Annotated in this window: 25 protein-coding genes; 15 read left to right on the top strand and 10 right to left on the bottom strand. The window is 32.1% G+C overall.

The window, feature by feature from the left end; translation table 11 throughout:
• Position 1: 1 nt before the first annotated feature.
• The 3 genes from H0I26_RS17915 to H0I26_RS17905 all read left to right on the top strand — a co-directional run bounded on the left by H0I26_RS17915 (position 2) and on the right by H0I26_RS17905 (position 2,856).
• On the top strand, positions 2–1,180 hold the full coding sequence (locus H0I26_RS17915) for an AIR synthase related protein (RefSeq protein ID WP_218700258.1): 1,179 nt from the start codon (positions 2–4) through the stop codon (positions 1,178–1,180).
• Between the two features lie 23 nt (positions 1,181–1,203).
• Positions 1,204–2,148 (top strand): DUF3078 domain-containing protein, encoded by a 945-nt coding sequence (locus H0I26_RS17910; RefSeq protein ID WP_218700257.1) that lies wholly within the window; start codon positions 1,204–1,206, stop codon positions 2,146–2,148.
• A gap of 369 nt (positions 2,149–2,517) precedes the next feature.
• The gene (locus H0I26_RS17905) at positions 2,518–2,856 is read left to right on the top strand and encodes a hypothetical protein (RefSeq protein ID WP_218700256.1); all 339 of its coding nucleotides are present in this window, start codon (positions 2,518–2,520) and stop codon (positions 2,854–2,856) included.
• On the opposite strand, the gene H0I26_RS17900 is transcribed toward H0I26_RS17905, so the two are convergent.
• Positions 2,851–3,510: an ABC transporter ATP-binding protein gene (locus H0I26_RS17900; RefSeq protein WP_218700255.1), complete on the bottom strand. Its 660-nt coding sequence runs from the start codon at positions 3,508–3,510 to the stop codon at positions 2,851–2,853. The two genes, H0I26_RS17905 and H0I26_RS17900, sit on opposite strands and share 6 nt — an antisense overlap.
• A gap of 410 nt (positions 3,511–3,920) precedes the next feature.
• Here H0I26_RS17900 and prfA point away from each other — a divergent pair, with 410 nt between their 5' ends.
• The 4 genes from prfA (at position 3,921) to H0I26_RS17880 (ending at position 7,717) form a co-directional block, all read left to right on the top strand.
• Positions 3,921–4,997, top strand: coding sequence for a peptide chain release factor 1 (gene prfA / locus H0I26_RS17895; RefSeq protein ID WP_101020037.1), 1,077 nt, complete (start codon positions 3,921–3,923; stop codon positions 4,995–4,997).
• Positions 4,998–5,064: 67 nt separating this feature from the next.
• On the top strand, positions 5,065–5,646 hold the full coding sequence (locus tag H0I26_RS17890; RefSeq protein WP_218700254.1) for a hypothetical protein: 582 nt from the start codon (positions 5,065–5,067) through the stop codon (positions 5,644–5,646).
• Positions 5,647–5,649: 3 nt separating this feature from the next.
• Positions 5,650–6,468, top strand: a complete 819-nt coding sequence (gene pyrF, locus H0I26_RS17885; protein WP_218700253.1) for an orotidine-5'-phosphate decarboxylase — start codon at positions 5,650–5,652, stop codon at positions 6,466–6,468.
• A 442-nt stretch (positions 6,469–6,910) separates the two neighbouring features.
• Complete coding sequence (locus tag H0I26_RS17880) at positions 6,911–7,717, top strand: ABC transporter substrate-binding protein (RefSeq protein ID WP_218700252.1); 807 nt, start codon at positions 6,911–6,913, stop codon at positions 7,715–7,717.
• Here the strand turns inward: H0I26_RS17880 and H0I26_RS17875 are convergent.
• The 3 genes from H0I26_RS17875 to purU all read right to left on the bottom strand — a co-directional run bounded on the left by H0I26_RS17875 (position 7,685) and on the right by purU (position 9,813).
• Positions 7,685–7,882, bottom strand: coding sequence for a Lacal_2735 family protein (locus H0I26_RS17875; RefSeq protein ID WP_101020027.1), 198 nt, complete (start codon positions 7,880–7,882; stop codon positions 7,685–7,687). The genes H0I26_RS17880 and H0I26_RS17875 overlap by 33 nt on opposite strands.
• 244 nt (positions 7,883–8,126) lie before the next feature.
• Complete coding sequence (locus H0I26_RS17870) at positions 8,127–8,828, bottom strand: DUF4197 domain-containing protein (protein ID WP_101020025.1); 702 nt, start codon at positions 8,826–8,828, stop codon at positions 8,127–8,129.
• A gap of 130 nt (positions 8,829–8,958) precedes the next feature.
• Positions 8,959–9,813 (bottom strand): formyltetrahydrofolate deformylase, encoded by an 855-nt coding sequence (purU, locus tag H0I26_RS17865; RefSeq protein ID WP_218700251.1) that lies wholly within the window; start codon positions 9,811–9,813, stop codon positions 8,959–8,961.
• Positions 9,814–9,956: 143 nt separating this feature from the next.
• On the opposite strand from purU, the gene H0I26_RS17860 reads away from it, so the two are divergent.
• From H0I26_RS17860 to H0I26_RS17835, 6 genes are all read left to right on the top strand, one after another.
• On the top strand, positions 9,957–13,394 hold the full coding sequence (locus H0I26_RS17860; protein WP_218700250.1) for a methylmalonyl-CoA mutase family protein: 3,438 nt from the start codon (positions 9,957–9,959) through the stop codon (positions 13,392–13,394).
• A 129-nt stretch (positions 13,395–13,523) separates the two neighbouring features.
• A complete protein-coding gene (locus H0I26_RS17855) occupies positions 13,524–14,012 on the top strand; it encodes an RNA polymerase sigma factor (protein ID WP_218700249.1) in 489 nt (162 codons plus the stop codon).
• Positions 13,996–14,610 carry a hypothetical protein gene (locus H0I26_RS17850; RefSeq protein ID WP_218700248.1) on the top strand — a complete coding sequence of 205 codons (615 nt, stop codon included), beginning with the start codon at positions 13,996–13,998 and terminating at the stop codon, positions 14,608–14,610. Before H0I26_RS17855 ends, H0I26_RS17850 begins: the two co-directional genes overlap by 17 nt.
• Before the next feature lie 42 nt (positions 14,611–14,652).
• On the top strand, positions 14,653–15,126 hold the full coding sequence (locus H0I26_RS17845) for an OsmC family protein (RefSeq protein WP_218700247.1): 474 nt from the start codon (positions 14,653–14,655) through the stop codon (positions 15,124–15,126).
• Positions 15,127–15,391: 265 nt separating this feature from the next.
• On the top strand, positions 15,392–15,931 hold the full coding sequence (locus H0I26_RS17840) for a sigma-70 family RNA polymerase sigma factor (RefSeq protein WP_218700246.1): 540 nt from the start codon (positions 15,392–15,394) through the stop codon (positions 15,929–15,931).
• A 62-nt stretch (positions 15,932–15,993) separates the two neighbouring features.
• Positions 15,994–16,608, top strand: a complete 615-nt coding sequence (locus tag H0I26_RS17835; protein WP_101020013.1) for a DEAD/DEAH box helicase — start codon at positions 15,994–15,996, stop codon at positions 16,606–16,608.
• Between the two features lie 3 nt (positions 16,609–16,611).
• Here the strand turns inward: H0I26_RS17835 and H0I26_RS17830 are convergent, their stop codons facing one another.
• On the bottom strand, positions 16,612–17,007 hold the full coding sequence (locus tag H0I26_RS17830; protein ID WP_218700245.1) for a hypothetical protein: 396 nt from the start codon (positions 17,005–17,007) through the stop codon (positions 16,612–16,614).
• 115 nt (positions 17,008–17,122) lie between these two features.
• On the opposite strand from H0I26_RS17830, the gene H0I26_RS17825 reads away from it, so the two are divergent.
• Positions 17,123–17,563 (top strand): Lrp/AsnC family transcriptional regulator, encoded by a 441-nt coding sequence (locus H0I26_RS17825; protein ID WP_218700244.1) that lies wholly within the window; start codon positions 17,123–17,125, stop codon positions 17,561–17,563.
• On the opposite strand, the gene H0I26_RS17820 is transcribed toward H0I26_RS17825, so the two are convergent.
• From H0I26_RS17820 to H0I26_RS17810, 3 genes are read right to left on the bottom strand one after another with little or no spacing between them, the layout of a single operon-like run.
• A complete protein-coding gene (locus H0I26_RS17820; protein ID WP_218700243.1) occupies positions 17,564–18,325 on the bottom strand; it encodes a DJ-1/PfpI family protein in 762 nt (253 codons plus the stop codon). It lies immediately after the preceding gene.
• Between the two features lie 3 nt (positions 18,326–18,328).
• Complete coding sequence (locus H0I26_RS17815; protein WP_218700242.1) at positions 18,329–18,706, bottom strand: VOC family protein; 378 nt, start codon at positions 18,704–18,706, stop codon at positions 18,329–18,331.
• Complete coding sequence (locus H0I26_RS17810) at positions 18,703–19,914, bottom strand: MFS transporter (RefSeq protein WP_218700241.1); 1,212 nt, start codon at positions 19,912–19,914, stop codon at positions 18,703–18,705. The genes H0I26_RS17815 and H0I26_RS17810 overlap by 4 nt, the downstream gene beginning before the upstream one ends.
• Before the next feature lie 258 nt (positions 19,915–20,172).
• On the opposite strand from H0I26_RS17810, the gene H0I26_RS17805 reads away from it, so the two are divergent.
• Complete coding sequence (locus H0I26_RS17805) at positions 20,173–20,781, top strand: DUF1684 domain-containing protein (protein ID WP_218700240.1); 609 nt, start codon at positions 20,173–20,175, stop codon at positions 20,779–20,781.
• On the opposite strand, the gene crcB is transcribed toward H0I26_RS17805, so the two are convergent.
• Positions 20,778–21,149, bottom strand: a complete 372-nt coding sequence (crcB, locus tag H0I26_RS17800) for a fluoride efflux transporter CrcB (protein WP_218700239.1) — start codon at positions 21,147–21,149, stop codon at positions 20,778–20,780. The two genes, H0I26_RS17805 and crcB, sit on opposite strands and share 4 nt — an antisense overlap.
• Positions 21,150–22,196 carry an SRPBCC family protein gene (locus H0I26_RS17795; RefSeq protein ID WP_218700238.1) on the bottom strand — a complete coding sequence of 349 codons (1,047 nt, stop codon included), beginning with the start codon at positions 22,194–22,196 and terminating at the stop codon, positions 21,150–21,152.
• Positions 22,197–22,202 lie beyond the last annotated feature (6 nt).

Genomic DNA, 22,202 nt, shown 5'->3' with positions numbered 1-22,202 from the left:
AATGAGCTCAGAAATTTCAAAACGTTACAGTCAAAGAGGTGTATCTGCATCAAAAGAAGATGTGCATAATGCGATAAAAAACATAGATAAAGGGTTGTTTCCTAAAGCATTCTGTAAAATTGTACCAGATTATCTAACTAATGATCAAGACTATTGCTTGATTATGCATGCGGATGGGGCGGGTACAAAATCGTCTTTAGCCTATATGTATTGGAAAGAAACTGGAGATGTCTCTGTTTGGAAAGGGATTGCTCAAGATGCATTAATAATGAATATTGACGACTTGTTATGCGTTGGAGCAACGGATAATATTATGTTGTCTTCAACTATTGGAAGAAACAAAAACCGTATTCCAGGTGAAGTTCTTTCTGCTATTATAAATGGAACTGAAGAATTAATTGAAGACCTTAAAGGTTTTGGTGTTACAATCCATAGTACAGGAGGAGAAACAGCTGATGTTGGAGATTTAGTAAGAACTATTATTGTAGACTCGACAGTAACTGCTAGAATAAAACGTAGTGATGTTATAGATAATGCTAATATTAAAGCAGGAGATGTTATTGTTGGTTTGGAAAGTTTTGGTCAAGCCACTTACGAGAAAAGTTATAATGGAGGGATGGGTAGTAATGGACTAACTTCTGCACGACATGATGTATTTGATAATTATTTAGCTAAAAAATATCCAGAAAGTTTTGATGCCTCTGTACCAGAAGATTTAGTGTATTCTGGACAAGTAAAATTAACGGATAGTGTTGCGGGGTCTCCAATAGATGCAGGGCAATTAGTATTATCACCAACACGGACTTATGCGCCAATTATAAAGGATATTTTATCTAAGTTTACCAGTAAAGATATCCATGGGATGGTACATTGTAGTGGAGGCGCACAAACTAAAATTCTTCATTTTATTGATAATCTTCATATTGTAAAAGATAATTTATTTCCAATTCCACCTTTATTTAAATTAATTCAAGAGCAATCTAAAACGGATTGGAAAGAGATGTACCAAGTGTTTAACTGTGGTCATAGAATGGAACTATACGTCTCTCCAGAAAAAGCAGAAGAAATTATCTCAATATCTAAATCTTATAATGTTAATGCTCAGATTATTGGTCGTGTAGAAGCATCTGATTCTAAAAAGCTGACAATAGAAAGCCCGTACGGAACGTTTGTGTATTAATTACGAAACTAATTTTTTTAAATATGAGATACATTTTTATAATGTGCTTTATGTGTTGTGTGCAAAGTGTAATGGCACAACCAGAAACTGAAGTAAAAGTTGTTGATACCATTTTATGGAAACAAAAAAATAAGATTGGGGTTGATCTTAACGAAGTAACCTTTGTGAATTGGAATGCGGGTGGAGCAAATTCAATTTCTGCATTATTAGCTATTAATTCAAGTTTGCGTTATAAAAAGAATAATTTAATTTGGTTTAGCGAGGTAAGAACACGCTACGGTGTTAATAAGCAAGAAAGTCAAAAGTTAAGAAAGACGGAAGATGAGCTTGAGCTTATTTCTACTATTGGTTTTAGAAAAGATACCATTACTAATTGGTATTATTCAGGACGGTTCAACTTTAAAACCCAATATTCTAATGGTTATAACTATCCAGATAGAGACAATTCAATTTCTAGATTTATGGCTCCAGGTTATTTATTTGTTGGAGGTGGAGTAGAATATGGAAAGAACATTGAGAAGTTATCCTTTTACATGTCTCCTTTGACTTTTAAATCCACATTTGTTTTAGATAATGAATTAGCCGATAAAGGTTCCTTTGGGGTTGATCCAGCAACATATGATGCGCTAGGAAATAAAATTAAAGATGGTGAAACTATACGGACAGAAATGGGTATATTAGTAACTAACTCTTATGAAACCGAAGTTTTAGAAAATATTTACATCAAAAACAGAATAAGTCTGTATACAGATTACCTTAATAGTTTTGGAAATATAGATTTGGATTGGGAGATTATGTTTGACTTCAAAGTCAATGATTTTGTAAAAGCAACATTAGGTTCTCATTTAAGATATGATAATGATATTAAAATTGTAGAAGAGACTGAAGTTGAAGACGAGTATGTAGAAAGAGGTGCTACTGTACAATGGAAACAGTTACTTGGGATTGGGGTAGTCGTAGATTTTTAAAAATGAATGCAATTATTGAAAACAAAACGGACACTAAAAGTATTTACTCTTATAGTGGTTATAATAAATATAGCCTCAATATTTTTTGTGGATTTTTTGTACAGCCAAATAGTTAGGTTGGTAACAAGTCTTTTGTTTTTAGTGCTATTTTCTATTTTTAAAATTAAAGATAAATTAATAATTACCATAATTGGATTGTTAATTATCGCAGATAGTGTTGATTTATTTTATAAGGAACCTTATATGATAGAGCTGTATGCGATAGTCAAAGTAATAGCGTTCTCCATATTAAGTTTATTTCTTTATAGTAGAATTAGACGTCAAAAATTAGGAAGAAACCTAAAGATATTGTTCGTAATTGTTGTCTTGATGAATATTTTAATCGGTTATAAGTCAGTCACCGATATAACAGTAGCAGTAGATGCAAGTCAATTAATTTCAATACAAATTTACTGGGTCGTCTGTGTTATAACAGCCGCATTAGCAGCAAAATATTATTTTTGTAATGACTCCCAAAAAGCCGTTAATTTTATAATCTTTACTTTTTTATTCGTTTTTACAGATTTGTGCTGGTTTATAGGTCATTTTATTGTAGTTCGTGAGTTTTTCTATTTCGAAAGAATGTTATACTTTATTGGTTTTATGCATTTAGGAAATTACCTGTTTTTTTCTGAAGAGGAGGGTGAAGAAAAAATGAGTACATTATAAACTCCCATTACTTAAGTAACTATAATCTTCCAATTCGGTTATATTGTCGATCAATTTAGAACAGCCATTTTTTATCAAATATATCGTGTCAGAAACGGCAATAACTTTTGCGTATCTGTGGTCTGTTAATATAATAGCTTTGTGTTGTTTCTCTTCTATAATTAGGGTCTGTATTTTTTTAATATACAAAGGAGCAACGCCATTAAAGGGTTCGTCTAATAAAATAATTTCAGCGTTCTTTTTTAGTATTAAATAGATTTCGATAACACGTCGTTCTCCTCCTGATAATTTATTTATTGTATTGTTTTTGTGTATTTTAAATTCAGGATAGTCCGCAATAAAGGTTGTCCAACTAATATCAAATAGTAAAAATAAGGCGTTAACTTTTGCTTGATTTGGAGTAAAATTATATTGTGGTAAAAAAGCAGCAGTTTTTGTAAGATATAATGGTTTTAATACAGGTTTACTGTCCAATCGGATGTGGCTGTATTTCGCGTTAAGCGTGCCAAAAGCAATGTTTAATAAACAGCTTTTTCCAGAGCCATTACTACCAAGTAGACTTGTTACTTTACCTGTTTCAGCCTTGAGGTAAATACCATTTAATATACGTTTGTTTTTAAAGTAAAGTTCTACATTATCAATTTCAAAAATCAAAATTTGGTTATCTAAATTGGTTTATTATAATAAAAAAAACAATAGTTACTAGCGCATCTATAAAGTATAAGATACCAAATAATTTTAAATCAGAGAGTCCTAAGTTCTTGTAAAAGGTTAGTTTTTGCTTGGCATCCGTTTCAATAACCAAATAATGGAGTAAAATGACTAAAAATAATTTTGTAATAAGTGCGACTATTATGTAGAAGTTACCCGTAATTAATAGCAAAATATTAATAGCAAAGGACCATAAAGCGAAGGTTCTATAGTAATAGAGTATAGCGAATAATTGGTTTAGCATATAGATTTAACGTTAAAAACACGCTAATATTTTAATTGTAAGCAAACTACTATAAAGTATTGCAAATTCATAAATTATCGTATTTTTGTTTCACAATTTTAAGAAGAAGATGTTAGAGAAGTTACAAATAGTAAAGCAACGTTTTGATGAGGTTAGTGATTTAATTATCCAACCTGATGTTATTACTGATCAAAAACGTTACGTCGCGCTAAATAAAGAATATAAAGATTTACGCCTTTTAATGGATAAGCGAGAGGTATATCTTGAGTTTACTCAAAATCTAAAAGAAGCGGAAGAAATTATTGCTGATGGGAGTGATGCTGAAATGGTCGAAATGGCTAAAATGCAATATGACGAAGCTAAAGAGGCAATCCCTAAATTAGAAGATGATATACGTGTACTTTTAATCCCTAAAGATCCTGAAGATTCTAAGAATGCTGTTGTCGAGTTACGTGCAGGAGCGGGAGGAGATGAAGCTAGTATTTTTGCTGGAGATTTATTTAGAATGTACAGTAAATACTGTGAAGCTAGAGGATGGAAAGTAGATACGGTAGATTATAGTGAAGGTACAAATGGAGGGTTTAAAGAAATCCAATTTGAAGTTACTGGTAACGATGTTTATGGAACTTTAAAGTTTGAAGCTGGTGTGCATCGTGTACAACGTGTACCGCAAACAGAAACACAAGGTCGTGTGCATACAAGTGCTGCTACTGTAATGGTGTTTCCGGAAGCTGAAGAGTTTGATGTAGAGATTAACCCAAAAGAAGTAAGAGTAGATTTTTTCTGTTCTTCAGGTCCAGGTGGTCAATCTGTAAACACAACGTATTCTGCAGTACGTTTAACGCACATTCCGACAGGATTAGTAGCGCAATGTCAAGATCAAAAATCGCAGCATAAAAACAAAGAAAAAGCTTTTAAAGTATTACGTTCGCGTTTATATGACATGGAGCTGGCTAAAAAGAATGAAGAAGATGCCGCTTTACGTGGTACGATGGTAACCTCTGGAGATAGAAGTGCTAAGATTAGAACGTATAACTATTCTCAAGGACGTGTTACTGATCACAGAATAGGGCTAACGCTTTATGATTTACAGAATATTGTAAATGGAGATATCCAAAAAATTATTGACGAATTACAACTAGCAGACAATACAGAAAAACTGAAAGCTAGTGACGAACATATTTAATAACAAGCCTCTTCATTGAGGCTTTTTTTTATTTCTAATGTAATTCAGAATTCAGAATTTATTTTACATGAAGCTACACTTTTTTGTTTTTATTATAGTTTTACTATTCTCTTGTAAAAAAGAAAGAACGTTAAGTAGTCTTAGACTTAATGATGTCAAACAGTCGGTGAGTATAGAGTCTGAAAAATCAGAAAATCAAAACCGACAGAATCAAGACTGTATTTTTGATCAAAGCACACAAACAGATGCCTTTTTAAAAGGAATAAAGGAGCTAGAAGGCTATACTTGGGATGATGATAGTAAATCTGCTGAAATAGTATTAAATGACCATTGGTTTCTGACTATCACAAGAGGAGGTTGTGACCATTTTTTATTATCTGCAGAATTTTTATATGATAGAAATCTAGAGTTTGAAGCTAATAAAGCAGCGATTTTTGAAAACATCATTTGGATTACTTCATTATTGAAAGAAGAATTTGAGTTTGAAAGTATTAAAAGTTGTATTGAAGAAGATAAATTAACTTTTACAGAAACAGATAATGGTTTCTATGGTAATTTTATGGATTCTAAAATATATGAAATGTATACTTTTGATTATAGAAAAGAAAAAGAAAGTACTGTTTTTGGTATTTCTTACTATTTAAATTAAACAATGACAACACAACAACTAACAGCACAAATTATTAAAAAGAAGTCTTTTCTGTGTATTGGACTGGACGTCGATTTAAATAAAATTCCACAACATTTATTAGAAACAGAAGATCCTATTTTCGAGTTTAATAAAGCCATAATTGATGCAACACATCATTTATGTGTCGCTTATAAACCTAACACAGCGTTTTATGAAGCATATGGTATAAAAGGTTGGAAAGCATTAGAGAAAACAATTAATTATCTTAACGCTAACCATCCGGATATTTTTACAATAGCAGATGCTAAGCGTGGCGATATTGGTAACACCAGTACAATGTACGCTAAAGCCTTTTTTGAAGACTTAGCGTTTGATAGTGTAACTGTGGCTCCATATATGGGAAAGGACTCAGTAGAGCCCTTCTTAGCCTTTAAAGACAAGCATACTATAATGCTAGCATTAACATCTAATCAAGGTGCTTTTGATTTTCAGACCAAGCAAGTAGACGGCAAGGAATTATATAAACAAGTTTTAGAAACGTCTAAAAACTGGGAGAACTCTGAAAACTTGATGTACGTTGTTGGAGCAACAAAAGCTGAATATTTTGCAGAGATTAGAAAAATTATTCCAAATAGTTTTTTATTAGTTCCTGGTGTTGGCGCTCAAGGTGGAAACCTTCAGGACGTGTGTAAATATGGAATGAGTGAAAATGTAGGGTTATTGATAAACTCTTCTCGAGGTATTATTTACGCTTCAAATAACGAAGATTTTGCGCAAGCAGCAGCGACTAAAGCAGAAGACTTACAGCAACAAATGGAAGTTATTTTAAATAATAAATAGTATTTCGCAACGTCATGCAGAACTTATTTCGGCATCACATTATTATATAAAAATGATGTTATTTCGTAACGTCATGCTGAACTTGTTTCAGTATCACATTATTATTATTATTATACCAAGTAAATTATTACCATAACGGATTGTCATATTCAGATTATTACAATTCAGAGATAAAACAAAACCGCAACGTCATGCTGAACTTGTTTCAGTATCGCAATATCATTACTATTATACCAATTAAATTATTACCATAACGGATTGTCATATTCCGACTATTACAATTCATAGATAAAACAAAACCGTCACGTCATGCTGAATTTAGTTAAGCATCACATTATTAGGATAATTAAACGGAGTCATTCTTTTTATAATTAAAAGAACAACAAAGCGTTTTTTTTGAAAACACATTATGAAAATCACATTCAGTTAAAGCAATAATTAAATGAAAATTAAGGACCAAATAGGCAATCTGTTAGAGTTTGATTCGACACCAATCCGAATTGTCTCATTAGTGCCTTCTCAAACGGAATTGCTTTATGATCTGGGATTAGAAGATGCCATTGTCGGGCTTACTAAATTTTGTGTCCATCCCATTCATTTAAAAAAGAAAAAACAAGTTGTAGGAGGGACCAAGCAGATTAATATCGAAAAAATAAAGGCTTTACAGCCAGATATTATTTTATGTAATAAAGAAGAGAATACGGAAGCTATAGTGATTGCTTGTCAAATTATTTGTCCGGTACATGTGTCAGATATTATGACTATTGAAGAGAGTATCGATTTGATAATGCAGTATGGTCAAATCTTTAATGTAACTAACAAAGCACAGGATATTAAAGATGAAATTAATAATAATTTAAAAGATTTCCGACAATATATAACGGATCAGCCAGTTTTAAAAGTTGCTTATTTTATCTGGAAAGACCCTTGGATGGTTGCTGCTAATGGTACGTTTATTAATCATCTTTTAGAATTAAATAAACTTGAAAATATTTATGCTAATCAAGATCGGTATCCAGAAGTAGATATTACTAAAATACAAAAAGAAGATAATCTAGAGGTGGTTTTGTTATCCAGCGAGCCTTTCCCTTTTAAAATCGAGCACACTTTAATGTTTGGTGAAATTACAAATCAAGCAAAAGCCATCTTAGTAGATGGCGAATACTTTTCTTGGTATGGCTCAAGATTAATTAATGCGTTTAGTTATTTTAAAGATTTAAGAGAGCGATTGCGAACTTTCTCTAGCTAAATAATTAAGCTTGTTAAGTTTGTCTAAAAGTTTGACGGCTTTAAATGCAGAGACGTCACTAGCCTCATGATCTGTTTGTCGTAAATTGTAGGAGTGCTCCACAAGTTGCTTGTAGCGTTTTTTTAACTTGTTTTGATGCGCTTTAAGTAGGTCTGGGTTATTCATTTTGTTATATCGTTAGTTTTCAGGTATTTAAATTACTTTTTTTATTTAAATAAAAAAAGAAAAAGGCAATAAAATATTCCTAAAAAATAAAAGAGCCCATTCTTTACCACAAAAAATAGACTCTGATAACTAACTAAACTAACTCAGTAAAATAAAATAAGAGTGCTTATTTTACATTGCAAATATCAAAATTTATTTTAGTTTAAATGTTAATTTAATATTATGCTAACTTTACTAAAATTAATTAATCCTGTAAAGCAAAAACCTTTTGAAGTAAGGCAGTAGATCTAGACCCAACTTTAGTTCTGATTTCTTGTTCTTCTACAGCAATCATAGTGTAAACACCTTTTAAAGCTTCTCCAGTCACGTAATCTGTTAGGTCAGGATTAACATTACTAGTAAAAGGAATTGAATTGTACTTAGTAATTAAATTGGCCCAAATTTGATCAGCACCAACTTTACTAAAAGAGTTTTTTATTACCGGGTTAAATTTATCGTATAGTGCCGTTTGCGTTTTACTAGTTAGGTATTGTGTTGCCGCATCATTTTGACCTAATAATATATTTTTAGCATCTGTAAAAGTAATGTCTTTAACTGCATTAATAAATATAGGTGTTGCTTCTCCAACTGCATCTTCCGCAGCTCTGTTTAAAACTTTCAAACCTTCATCAGCTAAACTACTTAAACCAATGTCACGTAATGCTTTGTCTACTTTTTGTAATTCTTCTGGAAGTAAAATTTTAACTAAATCGTTTTTAAAAAAACCATCTGTTTGAGTCAGTTTGGCAACTTGTTTGTCAATTCCTAAGTCTAAAGCTTCTCGTAATCCGCCTGCAATATCTAAATCGCTAATGCCTCCTGCTTGAGGTAGTTGGTTAACAACTTGCTGTAATTCTGCGCAAGCAGTAAAATTTAAAACAATAAGTAAGGCTAATATTTTTTTCATGTTGTATAATTTAAGGTACAAATATACCTATTAATAAGATGCGTTTTTAATTCAAAAACTGCGTTTTATTCTTGTTTTCTTTTTAATGCTATTTAAAAACAAGAGTTAAAAGGATTTATAAAAATGATTATTAAGAGAAAATAACGGTCTTATTATTAAAAACCATCACTTTACGTTTAATATGAAGTTTTATGGCATTGGCTAATACTATTTTTTCTAAATCACGGCCTTTAGCAATTAAATCGGTAATAGCATGTGTATGCGATACGCGTGTTACGTCCTGTTCAATAATCGGGCCAGCATCTAATGCTTCTGTAACATAATGACTAGTTGCCCCGATAATCTTTACGCCACGCTTGTATGCCGAGTGGTATGGTTTTGCACCCACAAAAGCAGGTAAAAAGGAGTGGTGTATATTAATAACCTTGTTTGGATATTGACTAATAATTTTACTAGATACGATTTGCATGTAACGTGCTAAAACAATAAAATTAATGCCATGTTTTTTACATAATTCTAACTGTTGGTCTTCCGCTTGTGCCTTAGTGTCTTTAGTTACAGGGATGTGGTAAAATGGAATATTAAAACTGTCTGCAATAGGTTTTAAGGTCGCGTGATTACTAATGATAAAAGGAATGTCTACTTCTAATTCTCCAGAATTATAACGTCCTAAAATATCGTATAAGCAATGGTCATATTTAGATACGAATAAGGCCATTTTAGGTTTGCTTGCAGAAGAGTAAATACGCCATTTCATAATAAACTTGTCAGCAAGATTGGATTTGAAGCTGACTTTAAAGGCTTCGATTTCAAACGTGTCAATTTCAAATTCGCTTTCTAAGCGCATAAAAAAAATGTCTTGTTCTCTATCGACATGTTGATCTATATAAACAATGTTTCCTTTGTTATTGACTATAAAATTGGTAACACTAGCAATAATTCCTGATTGGTCTTTACAGTTTATAAGTATGGTTAGTTTTTTCATTTACAATAGGTATTGACTACTAAATTACTCTAAAAAAGCATGGTTGCTTTTTTTGTTTTTAAGTTTTATATAATTACAGATTATATAGCAATATTTTTGAATATTCCGTAAATTGCAAGTCTAAAACAGATTATATTCTAAGAATGACACAAGCAACACCATACAAGCCAAAGTATAAAGTAAGAATTGTTACTGCAGCAGCCTTATTTGATGGTCATGATGCATCCATTAATATCATGCGTCGTATTATTCAATCTACAGGAGTAGAGGTCATACATTTAGGTCATGACAGAAGTGTAGACGAAGTTGTAAATACAGCGATTCAAGAAGATGCAAATGCTATTTGTTTAACCTCATATCAAGGAGGTCATAACGAGTATTTTAAATATATGTACGATCTTTTAAAAGAAAGAGGTGCAGAGCACATCAAGATTTTTGGTGGTGGTGGAGGTGTAATCTTACCTTCAGAAATCAAGGATTTAATGGATTACGGTATTTCTCGTATCTATTCTCCGGATGATGGACGTGCCATGGGATTACAAGGTATGATTAATGACTTGGTTGAACAATCGGATTTTGCTATTGGTGATACTTTAAGTAACGAGTTAGACATTTTACCTACTAAAAACCCTAAAGCAATTGCTAGGATTATTTCTTCAGCAGAAAACTTTCCTGACGTTGCTAAAGCGACTTTAGATAAAATTCATATTAAAAATAAAGCGTCTAAAACACCAGTTTTAGGAATTACAGGAACAGGTGGAGCAGGTAAATCATCTTTGGTAGACGAGCTAGTGCGTCGTTTTTTAGTCGATTTTCCAGAGAAAACAATAGGTTTAGTATCTGTAGATCCTTCTAAGCGTAAAACTGGAGGCGCACTTTTAGGTGATAGAATTAGAATGAATGCTATCAATTCGCCAAGAGTATACATGCGTAGTTTAGCAACACGTCAATCTAACTTAGCATTATCTAAATATGTAAATGAAGCCGTTCAAGTTTTAAAAGCTGCGGAATACGATTTAATTATATTAGAAACCTCTGGAATTGGACAATCTGATACAGAGATTATGGAACATTCTGACGTAGCTTTATACGTTATGACCCCAGAATTTGGTGCAGCAACACAATTAGAAAAAATCGACATGCTTGATTTTGCAGATTTGGTTGCCATCAATAAATTTGACAAACGTGGGTCTTTAGATGCCCTTCGTGATGTTAAAAAGCAGTACATGCGTAACAATAACCTTTGGGATGTACACCAAGATGATTTACCAGTTTATGGGACTATTGCGTCGCAATTTAACGATCCTGGGATGAACACGCTTTACAAAGCCATCATGGATAAGTTAGTGGAGAAAACGGATTCGGTTTTAAAATCGACATTTGAAATTTCACAGGAAATGAGCGAGAAAATTTTCGTTATTCCACCATCACGTACACGATACTTATCTGAAATTGCAGAAAGTAATCGTGCCTATGACAAAACAGCAAGCACACAAGTTGAGGTAGCGCAACGATTATACGGTATCTTTAAAACAATTGGTTCTGTAGGAGATGTCACCTTGAGCGGAGTCGAAAAGTCTTTTATAGGAAAACAAGGTCTTGATCAGGATGAGATCTTGAAACTAGTTCAGGATGACAAAAAGGATTTTATTAAAATGCTTATTGCCGAATTTGACCGTGTAAAATTAAACTTAGATCCTTACAATTGGGAAGTGATTACAGGTTGGGATGAGAAAGTGAACAAATATAAAAATCCAATTTATAGTTTTAAAGTAAGAGATAAAGAGATTAAGATTGAAACACATTCTGAGTCATTATCACACTTGCAAATTCCAAGAATAGCCTTACCAAAGTATCAAGCTTGGGGCGATTTATTACGTTGGAATTTACAAGAAAACGTACCAGGAGAATTTCCATATACATCTGGATTATATCCTTTTAAACGTACAGGAGAAGATCCAGCACGTATGTTTGCAGGAGAAGGTGGACCAGAACGTACCAACAGACGTTTTCACTATGTAAGTGCAGGTTTGCCAGCAAAACGCTTGTCTACCGCTTTTGATAGTGTAACGCTTTACGGAAACGACCCAGATTTAAGACCAGATATTTATGGTAAAATTGGTAATGCAGGAGTTAGTATTTGTTGTTTAGACGATGCTAAAAAACTGTATTCTGGTTTTGATTTAGCAAATGTTATGACGTCGGTAAGTATGACAATTAATGGTCCTGCGCCTATGCTATTAGGATTTTTTATGAATGCTGCTATCGACCAACAATGTGAGTTTTACATTAAAGAAAACGGTCTAGAAAAAGAAGTAGAAGCTAAAATCGCAAAATTATATAAAGGAAAAGTGCGTCCGTCTTATAATGGCGAGTTACCAGAAGGGAATAATGGTTTAGGTTTAATGCTTTTAGGTGTTACAGGAGATCTTGTATTACCAGCAGATGTTTATGCAGAGATTAAAAAGAATACCATTGCTCAAGTAAGAGGGACGGTTCAAGCAGATATTTTAAAAGAAGATCAAGCGCAAAACACTTGTATTTTCTCTACAGAATTTGCATTAAGACTAATGGGAGATGTTCAAGAGTATTTTATCGAGAATAACGTCCGTAACTTTTATTCAGTATCAATTTCTGGGTATCATATTGCAGAAGCAGGTGCAAACCCGATTACACAATTAGCGTTGACGTTATCTAATGGTTTCACTTACGTGGAATATTATTTAAGTCGTGGTATGGACATCAATAAATTTGGTCCAAATTTATCATTCTTTTTCTCAAACGGAATCGATCCAGAATATGCTGTAATTGGTCGTGTGGCACGTAAAATTTGGGCAAAAGCAATGAAGCGCAAGTATGGCGCCAATGCAAGAGCACAAATGTTGAAATATCATATTCAAACGTCAGGACGTAGTTTACATGCTCAAGAAATTGACTTTAATGATATTCGTACAACGCTTCAAGCATTATACGCTATTTATGATAACTGTAATTCATTACACACTAATGCGTATGATGAGGCTATTACAACGCCAACGGAAGAATCGGTTAGACGTGCGATGGCCATTCAATTAATTATAAATAAAGAATTAGGATTAAATAAAAACGAAAATCCAATTCAAGGCTCTTTCATTATTGAAGAATTAACAGATTTAGTAGAAGAAGCGGTGCTCTTAGAATTCGATAGAATTACAGAAAGAGGTGGTGTTCTTGGTGCAATGGAAACGATGTACCAACGTAGTAAAATACAAGAGGAAAGTTTATACTACGAAACGTTGAAACATAACGGGAAGTTCCCAATTGTTGGGGTAAATACGTTCTTAAGTTCTAAGGGATCTCCTACGGTTGTTCCTGCGGAAGTGATTAGAGCAACAGAAGAAGAGAAGCAGTTTCAAATTAAAACCTTGGCAAATCTTCATGATGCGAATGATACTAAAGCATTATTAAAAGAACTTCAAGTAAAAGCTATTAATAACGAAAATATCTTTGAAGCTTTAATGGATGTTTGTAAAGTCTGTAGTTTAGGAGAAATTACATCCTCTTTATTTGAAGTAGGGGGGCAGTATAGACGTAACATGTAAGCAGGCTTTTAAGTTCATTATATAATCTTTTTTAATACACCTCGAAGGTTTTAAAACCTTCGAGGTGTATTTTTTTTATACATTTTTGTAATATATTTTATATTGTTAATACTAATTAAGAAAACAATTTTGAGTAGAGATTTTTATATAGTGTCAATAGAGCCTCACGTGGGCATTATCATTAAAATTTGTAGAGCTTATACAAATAGTCAAGAAGAATTTGAGGATTACTATCAAGAAGTTTGTCTTCAAATATGGAAGAGTAAAGATTTGTTTAAAGAAAAATCTAAATGGTCTACTTGGGTTTATAGAATAACTTTAAATGTTTGCTTAACGAATACTAAAAAGAAGTATAAAAAAGTAGAAGAGCAAACAAATGGTGTATATGATACCCAAAGTATAAACAACACAGCTTTTGCTGACGAATCTTTAAACCTTTTGTATGATGCTATTAAGAAACTAAAAGAAACAGATAGGGCTTTAATTTTAATGTATTTAGAGGAGAAACCATATAAGGAAATTGCAGAGGTTTTGGGAATTACACCAAATAATATCTCAGTAAAAATATTAAGAATAAAACAACAATTAAAAGTATTATTAGATGGAAAAATCAATTGAAAATATTTGGGAAAATGGATTTAAAAACCCAGAAGATTTAAAAGTAGATAAAGTCTTTAATTATTATGAGAAGAAATCAAATCTTCTAATCGAAAAATTACAACGCACTTACCAATTAGACAATAAAAGCTTACTTCCAATGGCAGTGGTATTAGGATTAGGACTTAGTGTTTATGGACATATAATATTAGGATTATATGTAATGGGGTTATTGATTACTTTATTCTTTTACAATAAAAAAATATTGTACTTATTTGAAGATATTAAAATTAGTAATTCAAATTATGAATACTTAGTAAGTTATAGAAGTACCATAAAAAGGACTATAAAATCAACAACTAGAGTTGTTGGATTAATATTTCCGTTACTTATATTGCCAGGATATTGGTTATTTTATAAAAACACAGCATTTTATATAAGTGTTTTAGATAAATTTAGTGGTATTCAATTGATTATGATGATATTTAGTGCGGTTATAGTGTTTGCATTCTTATTTATATTTATTTATAGAGTATCAACTAAAGTTCTTTACGGTAATTATATGAACCAGCTTGATAATATGATTAAAGATTTAGAAGCATTGATGTCTCTTAAATAAAATTTTTAGTAAAGAAAGTAAATTGCAAAAACAACATAATCTATGCGTATCAAACACACCTTCAAAGCAACCATTAATTGGAATATAAATGAAGGCGAAAGCACGAAAAACCCAAGAACCTTTAGTCGGAATCATGAAGTTGTCATAGAGAACAAAGTAACTCCTTTAAAAGTATCCGCAGCAAAACCATTTAGAGGTGATGACGCATTATACAATCCAGAAGATTTATTGCTATCTGCTTTAACATCGTGTCACATGATGTCTTATTTATATGTTTGTGCTCAAAATAATATAGAAGTATTAAACTATACAGATGATGCTGAAGGTGATTTAGAAGTCAATAGTTCAGGTAGTGGTAGTTTTAAAACCGTACGATTAAAACCAATAGTGACCATAAAAGACGCTAGTCAAAAAGACTTGGCGTTAAGTTTACATAAAAAGGCAAACAGCTTATGTTTTATAGCTAATTCATGTCATTTTCCAATTGTTCATGAGGCTACTATAGTCGTCCAATAATCAAGTATTAAAAAATAATTCACATGTTTTGCATCTTTTTTAATGGTATCACGTCTATTATATGAACATAAAAAAATAGATATCATGAAAAATAAAGACTGTACTTGTAACTGTGAAGGTTGCTCAAAAGGAAATTGTCAAAACTGTACTTGCGATACTTGTACTTGTACAAATTGCAACTGTTAAGCAACACTTAAAAGAAGTGATAATAACGCTAGTTTTGGTAACTTTATACTAAGATTAGCGTTTCTTTTAATACATCGATATGGATACTCAAGACATTTGGAAATTACATGCAGACGACATCAAATATTTTATTTTTAGTAAAGTAAAAGATGCTGTGGTAGCGGACGATTTATTGCAAGAAACGTTTATAAAAGTGCACACTAAATTAAATACTTTAAAGAATCAAGACAAACTTAAGTCTTGGTTGTTTTCTATAGCAAGATATACGGTTCTAGATTATTTTAGAAGTAAAAAAAAAGTGTATGAAACTACGGATGAAGATTTTATTTTTGAAGAACAAAAACTAGAGCATACAGAAGTTGATTGTTTGCATGGGATTATTAAAAGTTTGCCTAAAAAGTATCGTGATCCTTTGTTTTTAAGTGATATAAAAGGCTTGAAACAAAAGCAAATAGCGGAACAGTTAAACTTGCCTTTGCCAACCATAAAATCCCAAATACAACGGGGTCGAAAACTAATTGCTCAAGGTTTTGTTGATTGTTGTGATTTTATAATAAATGACGATGGTTTTCTGGTAGGAGAAATCAAAGACAAAGCAGACTGTAAAATGTGTCATTAATTAGTATCTTTGCAATCTACTAGTTTACAAGTAGTCTCATTATATCTTATTTAAATACATAAATGTCGTTCAAAAAATACCATCCTTCATTAAAAGAAAATATTGAAAAAGCAGGTTTAGAAACTACTAATGCGTTTCAAAAACAAGTAATGCCTTTAATAAAAGGAGGAAGCGATTTATATGCTATCGGTCCAAAAGGCTGTGGTAAAACGACAGCTATGATTATTAGCACGATTCAAAAATTAGGAGCAGAGGCTTATGAGGATTCTCCAAGAGCATTAATTGTAGTAAAAGATAAACAAACGTCTTTAGATTTAAAGGAACGTTTTGAAGTATTTACTAAAAGAACAGATTTACGTTTGTATTGTGCTTATGAAGAGTATGATTTAGAAAAGCAACGTGAAGAGGTGTATTATGGTGTTGATATTTTAATAACGACACCAAAACGATTAAGTAAATTATATCATTTAAATAGTTTGCATTTAGGCGAATTACAATTGTTTATGATACATGATGCTGACTTTATTGCCAGAAATAATTATCATAATTACGTATTGCGATTAAGTGAAAGTGCACCTAAAGCAAAGTTTGTGATTTACTCTGAGACTTTTAATGCTAAAATTAAGGCGTTCCAAGACTCATTTATGTATAACGCAAGAATAGTAGATTTTACTTAAAATCTACAGTGTTAACATCCAAGTAGTTTGTAGCTTTCTAAACTTTCTGATTTCTCTTTTTAATATTGGTAAATAGTCTTTACCATTACTATTACAAGACTCTAATCGACTACAGTTTCTATACAGTCTATTTGTTAATCTGTTTACAGATGCTATATGTCTGTATCTTTTGTGATGACAGTGTTCTAATTCTGCATTAATAATTTCAGGTGCTAGAGATTCTGAATGTTGCACAAGATCGCCAGAAAAGTAAATGTTAGCATCTTCCGTTCCGTCTTCATATAAATAAGATAAATCATGATTTAAATAGGCAGAAATACTTCTGGATAACATGAAAATCTGCATAGCTTGCTTGTATATTGGCAAGTCTGAAAGATGAGAAGGTGGTTGTACAGACATTTTAATTTTTCTTTTTATCAAAAATAATCACAAGACTGTATATTTAACTTTCGATTTTAAATCAAAAAGCTATATTTGCTTTAATAATTAAATTATTTTTTAAACTTGCTTTAATATGAGTGTTGACGCCCTTAATTGGAAAATTTTAAAGTGTTTGCAACAAAATGCAAGACAATCTAATGCCGAAATTGGTAGGCAAGTAGGAATCACCTCACCAGCAGTTTCTGAGCGTATCAGAAAAATGGAAGATCTAGGAATCATCCAAAATCATATTACTTTAATTTCTCCTTATGAAGTAGGGTATCAATTAAAAGCATTGATTACTTTACAAGCGTTTATGGGAAAACTAAAACCTTTTTTAGAGAAAGTAAAAACCTTTGACGAAGTCATTAATTGTTACCGAATTACAGGTAACGAGAATATCGTTATGGAAGTCATTTTAAAAAACCACAAACATTTAGAAGCTTTTATAGATCAGTTAATTGTTTATGGCGAGTGTAAAACACAAATTATTTTATCGCATGTGGTTAAAAATAATGCGATTACGAAGCATTAATTAGTCTACAATTAAATGTGGTATAGTAGTAACATCCCAATCGATAACCAAACCTCCAGCTAAAGATTTTGCGACGTCTTTTCCGTAAAGATACTCGCATAAATACAAAGCAGCTTCAAAGCTTTTAGCGCCTCCAGCCGACGTAATATATTTACCATCATGCACAAAAAGCACGTCTTTTTTAATATCTAAATCAGGATAGCGTTTACGCATCGTGTCTATATCGCTTGGAAACGTCGTGGATACTTTGTTGTTTAAAAGACCAGCTTCTGCTAATACAAAAGCACCATCACAATGTGAAGTTACAAATTTTGCAGTTTTAGCGACCTGCTTAACAAAATTGAGCATTACCATATCGTCTAAATCACTATCTAAATGATGCTCTGCACTTGGGACAACTAAAATGTCAATTTTAGGTAAGCTATCAGTAACATAATTATAATCTGGTAGTAATCGCATCCCTTCAAAAGTAGTGATTGGATGGTCTGTATTAGCAACTGTAAATACATTCATGGCTTTGATGCTATCTCTAAAAATAGTATGTTGAAAAATATCAAAAGGCGCCGTTAGTTCCGTATTAAATGTACCATCCATAATTAAAAACGCGACATTATAACGGTCAGGTTTTAAATCAGGGAATTGTTTTACTTTCTGTGTCTTTGTTGTGTCGGTAGTGGTATTAGTCTGATTTTCTTTTTTAGTTTCAGAAGAATTGCAGCTTACAACAAGTAATATAGTAAAAAGGTATAGTAAGTGTTTCATAGTTTAGTTAATGCGCCAAGGTGGATTTTTCCGATTCTCACCAGCTTTAAATAATATAATTTTATTTCCGTCAGGATCTAGTAAATGGGCTTCGGTCCAAAGCCAAGACTTGTATTCTAGTTCTGATATAAAAGTAATACCTTTTTGTTTCAGTTGAAAAACTAAAGCTTCCAAATTTTCATCTTCAAGGTAAACTACAGTATTATTGTGTTGTTGTTTATTTTCATTAAAATGAATAGAAAATGTAGCGTCTCCATCAGGACACTCAAACCTTGCATATCGAGGTAAAGCATCTACGATAAGTTTGAGTCCTAGTAGAGTGTAGAATTCTACCGCTTTTTCTAAATCAGCAGATGATATAGTCACTTGGTTTAAATTCATTTGGCTAATTTTTTTCCTTTCATAAATTGATTCAAGAAGTATAACAGTAACATACACAAACCACCTAGTAGGGTCATAATATACCACGTATTATCATAACCAACCCCTTCCACAAGTTCCATTCCTGATTTATGACCAAAGATGTGAGCAAAAGAAAAGGCTATAGAATATAACGCCATATACTCGCCTTGATTTCCTTTTTTTGCTTGCTGCAATGCAAAAGCATTTGCGAATGGAAAGGCTATCATTTCGCCAACAGTCATTAAAAACATGGCAAAAATCAAAATTCCTGACCAACTAGAAAAGTTAAGAATTAGAAAACTTATAGCGGTTAAAAAGGCGCCAAATAATATCAATGCTATTTTTGAAAAGCGTGTATTTTCTAAATACTTAATTAATGGCATTTCTAATAAAAAGATAAAAAAGCCATTGGCACCAAGTAGTAAACCGATTTCTAATTCGCTTAACAAGTGTCGTTCTCTGTAATATAAAGGCATGGTAGAAAAGTACTGTAAGAATATAAAACCAAACAAAAACAAGGCAAATAAAAAGAGTATAAACGGTTTGTCTTTATACGCAGAGTAGGGATTGTCTACTTTAATGTCATCCTGTACTCGTGTCTTTTTAGGATTTAATACTTTTATTAATAATAATGTAGCAGCAATACAAGTAATACCATCTACCCAAAATAGACCACCGTAACCTAAGCTTACAATTATTAAACCTCCAACAGCGGGACCTGCAGAAAACCCTAAATTAATAGCTAACCTAATTAAAGTAACACTTCTAGTTTTGTTTTCTGGTTTGCTGTAGGCGCTTAATGCTACAAACATGGCTGGTCTGAACATATCTGCAACAACCATCAACGCAAAAATTCCTAAGGACAACGTGTAAATAGTTTTTAGGTATTGTAAACCAATAAACATGAAACCAGATATAAATAAACTGAAGACCATAATTTTATAGTAACCAATCTTATCGGTTAATTTTCCGCCTAACCATGATCCGATGACAGAACCTAATCCAAAAGCGGTCATTATTGTACCGACGTTTGACAATGTAAATCCTAAGTCTTCTGTTAAATACAAAGACAGAAATGGAATAACCATGGTGCCGGCTCTGTTAATTAAGGTAATTAAAGACAGCCACCATACTTCTTTTGACAGTCCGTCAAAAGTGCTTATGTAATTTTTGAGTAGTTTTTTCATTGGTTTAGTAGTTAGTATAAATGTAAAAAGTCCAACGGTTAGGTTGGACTTTTTTGTATTGTATAAATTGATATCTAAATCATCATAACATATAACAGGTCCAACTACTTGTATGTCTACAAGAGGTTTGTTTAGTTAAATATGTAATGACTAAATTCATTTTTTATTAATTTGTTTGGGTCAAAGCTAAACAAAATTTTGAATTAGTTGTATTTTTGAATTGAATTTTTAAAGCATTCATATTAAATTAGATACCGTATGAGATATTTTGTTTTTCTTTTTATTGTAATTACAACCTCAAGTTGTGGACAAGATAAATTACCCTTATTAGGCGATACTGAATACCAACGAGAAATGAATGCAAATTTTAAAGATGCAGCTAAGTCACCGTTGACAGACAGTGATCGTAAGCTGTTTAGAAACTTAGATTTTTTTATGTTTGATAGTACGTATCTTGTTACGGCTTCTTTTAAAAGAACACCAAATGAAGTGTCTTTTAAAATGAAAACAACAACAGATAGATTAGTTGATTACGTAAAATATGGTGAAGCGACTTTTAAAATTAAAGACAAAGTTTTAAAGTTAAATGTGTATCAAGATCTAGAAATGGCTAAAGAAGTCGGTCAGGAGGAAGCTTTGTTTTTACCATTTATGGATAATACAAATGGAGCTGAGAGTTACAAAGGTGGGCGTTATATTGAAGTTAAATTACCAGAAAACAATCAAATAGTTATAGATTTTAATAAAGCTTATAATCCGTATTGCGCTTATAATAAAAGGTATTCTTGTCCCATTGTTCCAAACGAAAATATTTTATATGTGCGTATTGAAGCCGGAGTCAAAAAGTATAAAAAGGTGGAAGATTAAAACTGCTTAGCCAACCACATTCCAAAGAAAACAGCTAAAAAACCAAGTATAAAACTAGTAATAGTGTATAATGCAAAACTAGTAAAATCTCCAGTTTTTAAAAACACATGATTTTCATAAGCAAAGGTTGAAAACGTTGTAAAACCACCACAAAAACCTGTTGCTAATAATAGCGTTTGATTATTATTAAGCGTGTCGTTTTTTAAAGCTAAGCCTAGAATAATTCCTATTAGCAAACTACCTAATATATTGGCGGCAAAGGTCCCATACGGAATTCCATTTTCTGTATTGTTAAGGGCTTTCCCAATAATATAACGAAGCACACTTCCAAAACCGCCACCTACAAAAACTAAAACTAGTTGTTTCATTTAAAGGGTAGAGGTTAGTGTGTCATTTAATTTAATAGGAATGTAAATTTCGGTCTTCCAAAGTGAAGGATTGGGTACTTTTTTGGAGTCATTGATGTAAATCTCAAAAGGTTTGTCTTCTGATCGTTCTAATTTTAATTCCGTAATAGCTTTATAAGCTGTATCCCAGGCTTTTGGTAGATACGTGTAATTTCCTTTTAAAGTCGTTTTTAATGCAGTTGTTTTTGGCATGTAGCCGCAAAGGATTTCACTAGTATTATCATTAATAACATTATTCATAACTGGGATTGCTTGCGTCATGATAACATTTCCGGTGCTAGGATTCATATCATTATAAATAGTAAAAGGCATTCCTGCTTGAATAATAGTGTTTTTTGACATATAGCTTATAATTTCTTCTTGCTGACGCGCTATTATTTTGCTAATATTTTTACCCGATGCCGATGTTGTTTTGTATAGATAAAAGCCACCACCATGTTCAGTAATACCATCAACTTTGGTACTATGTTGTTTCATGCTTTCTACAACTTTTCTGTCTAAAAGTTCTAAACTACGTTCATAATAAGGACCAATTTGTTTATCCATCCCTCCAGAATAAGCGCTGTAGGCTTTAAAACCAAAAGGTAAGTCATGGCCAGAAATAGTCCATGTTACTTCTGTACTACCATCTTCATTTGGTGTAAATGTCCAATCTACTTGCGCACTAGGCTGGTCTCCAAGTTGCATATTCTGGGTGATGCTTGTATTGGGTTTGGCGGCAATAGTTGTCATTCTGCCCGTCTCACCTTTACTTAACCAAGTATAAGAGCCATCAATATCTTTTGTTTGTTCGGGATACGTAATAATCATTTCAGGATTTTCTTCAATCCAAGCATTCCAATCTTTCCAGTTTTTAAAATCAATGACTTCATTATAAACTAAACTAGCAGGCGCTTGTATGGTTTTACTTCTAGTGACGGTGTACTCATTAGGCTGTACAGCAACATATATAGCTATTGCAATAAAGGTAATCAACAAAAGAAATAATAGGTACTTTATATATTTCATTCTAGG

Source organism: Olleya sp. HaHaR_3_96 (genome assembly GCF_019278545.1).
In the GTDB taxonomy this organism is placed as follows: domain Bacteria; phylum Bacteroidota; class Bacteroidia; order Flavobacteriales; family Flavobacteriaceae; genus Olleya.
The sequence above is the reverse complement of the archived record's forward strand: the minus strand, read 5'-3'. Positions and strand labels throughout refer to the sequence as shown.

What these genes read in the sequence shown, in the direction of transcription:
- H0I26_RS17915 (WP_218700258.1), top strand. Translation starts at nt 2, where the DNA reads ATGAGCTCAGAAATTTCAAAACGTTACAGTCAAAGAGGTGTATCTGCA.
- H0I26_RS17910 (WP_218700257.1), top strand. Translation starts at nt 1,204, where the DNA reads ATGAGATACATTTTTATAATGTGCTTTATGTGTTGTGTGCAAAGTGTA.
- H0I26_RS17905 (WP_218700256.1), top strand. Translation starts at nt 2,518, where the DNA reads ATGAATATTTTAATCGGTTATAAGTCAGTCACCGATATAACAGTAGCA.
- prfA (WP_101020037.1), top strand. Translation starts at nt 3,921, where the DNA reads ATGTTAGAGAAGTTACAAATAGTAAAGCAACGTTTTGATGAGGTTAGT.
- H0I26_RS17890 (WP_218700254.1), top strand. Translation starts at nt 5,065, where the DNA reads ATGAAGCTACACTTTTTTGTTTTTATTATAGTTTTACTATTCTCTTGT.
- pyrF (WP_218700253.1), top strand. Translation starts at nt 5,650, where the DNA reads ATGACAACACAACAACTAACAGCACAAATTATTAAAAAGAAGTCTTTT.
- H0I26_RS17880 (WP_218700252.1), top strand. Translation starts at nt 6,911, where the DNA reads ATGAAAATTAAGGACCAAATAGGCAATCTGTTAGAGTTTGATTCGACA.
- H0I26_RS17875 (WP_101020027.1), bottom strand. Translation starts at nt 7,882, where the DNA reads ATGAATAACCCAGACCTACTTAAAGCGCATCAAAACAAGTTAAAAAAA.
- H0I26_RS17870 (WP_101020025.1), bottom strand. Translation starts at nt 8,828, where the DNA reads ATGAAAAAAATATTAGCCTTACTTATTGTTTTAAATTTTACTGCTTGC.
- purU (WP_218700251.1), bottom strand. Translation starts at nt 9,813, where the DNA reads ATGAAAAAACTAACCATACTTATAAACTGTAAAGACCAATCAGGAATT.
- H0I26_RS17860 (WP_218700250.1), top strand. Translation starts at nt 9,957, where the DNA reads ATGACACAAGCAACACCATACAAGCCAAAGTATAAAGTAAGAATTGTT.
- H0I26_RS17850 (WP_218700248.1), top strand. Translation starts at nt 13,996, where the DNA reads ATGGAAAAATCAATTGAAAATATTTGGGAAAATGGATTTAAAAACCCA.
- H0I26_RS17845 (WP_218700247.1), top strand. Translation starts at nt 14,653, where the DNA reads ATGCGTATCAAACACACCTTCAAAGCAACCATTAATTGGAATATAAAT.
- H0I26_RS17840 (WP_218700246.1), top strand. Translation starts at nt 15,392, where the DNA reads ATGGATACTCAAGACATTTGGAAATTACATGCAGACGACATCAAATAT.
- H0I26_RS17835 (WP_101020013.1), top strand. Translation starts at nt 15,994, where the DNA reads ATGTCGTTCAAAAAATACCATCCTTCATTAAAAGAAAATATTGAAAAA.
- H0I26_RS17830 (WP_218700245.1), bottom strand. Translation starts at nt 17,007, where the DNA reads ATGTCTGTACAACCACCTTCTCATCTTTCAGACTTGCCAATATACAAG.
- H0I26_RS17825 (WP_218700244.1), top strand. Translation starts at nt 17,123, where the DNA reads ATGAGTGTTGACGCCCTTAATTGGAAAATTTTAAAGTGTTTGCAACAA.
- H0I26_RS17820 (WP_218700243.1), bottom strand. Translation starts at nt 18,325, where the DNA reads ATGAAACACTTACTATACCTTTTTACTATATTACTTGTTGTAAGCTGC.
- H0I26_RS17815 (WP_218700242.1), bottom strand. Translation starts at nt 18,706, where the DNA reads ATGAATTTAAACCAAGTGACTATATCATCTGCTGATTTAGAAAAAGCG.
- H0I26_RS17810 (WP_218700241.1), bottom strand. Translation starts at nt 19,914, where the DNA reads ATGAAAAAACTACTCAAAAATTACATAAGCACTTTTGACGGACTGTCA.
- H0I26_RS17805 (WP_218700240.1), top strand. Translation starts at nt 20,173, where the DNA reads ATGAGATATTTTGTTTTTCTTTTTATTGTAATTACAACCTCAAGTTGT.
- crcB (WP_218700239.1), bottom strand. Translation starts at nt 21,149, where the DNA reads ATGAAACAACTAGTTTTAGTTTTTGTAGGTGGCGGTTTTGGAAGTGTG.
- H0I26_RS17795 (WP_218700238.1), bottom strand. Translation starts at nt 22,196, where the DNA reads ATGAAATATATAAAGTACCTATTATTTCTTTTGTTGATTACCTTTATT.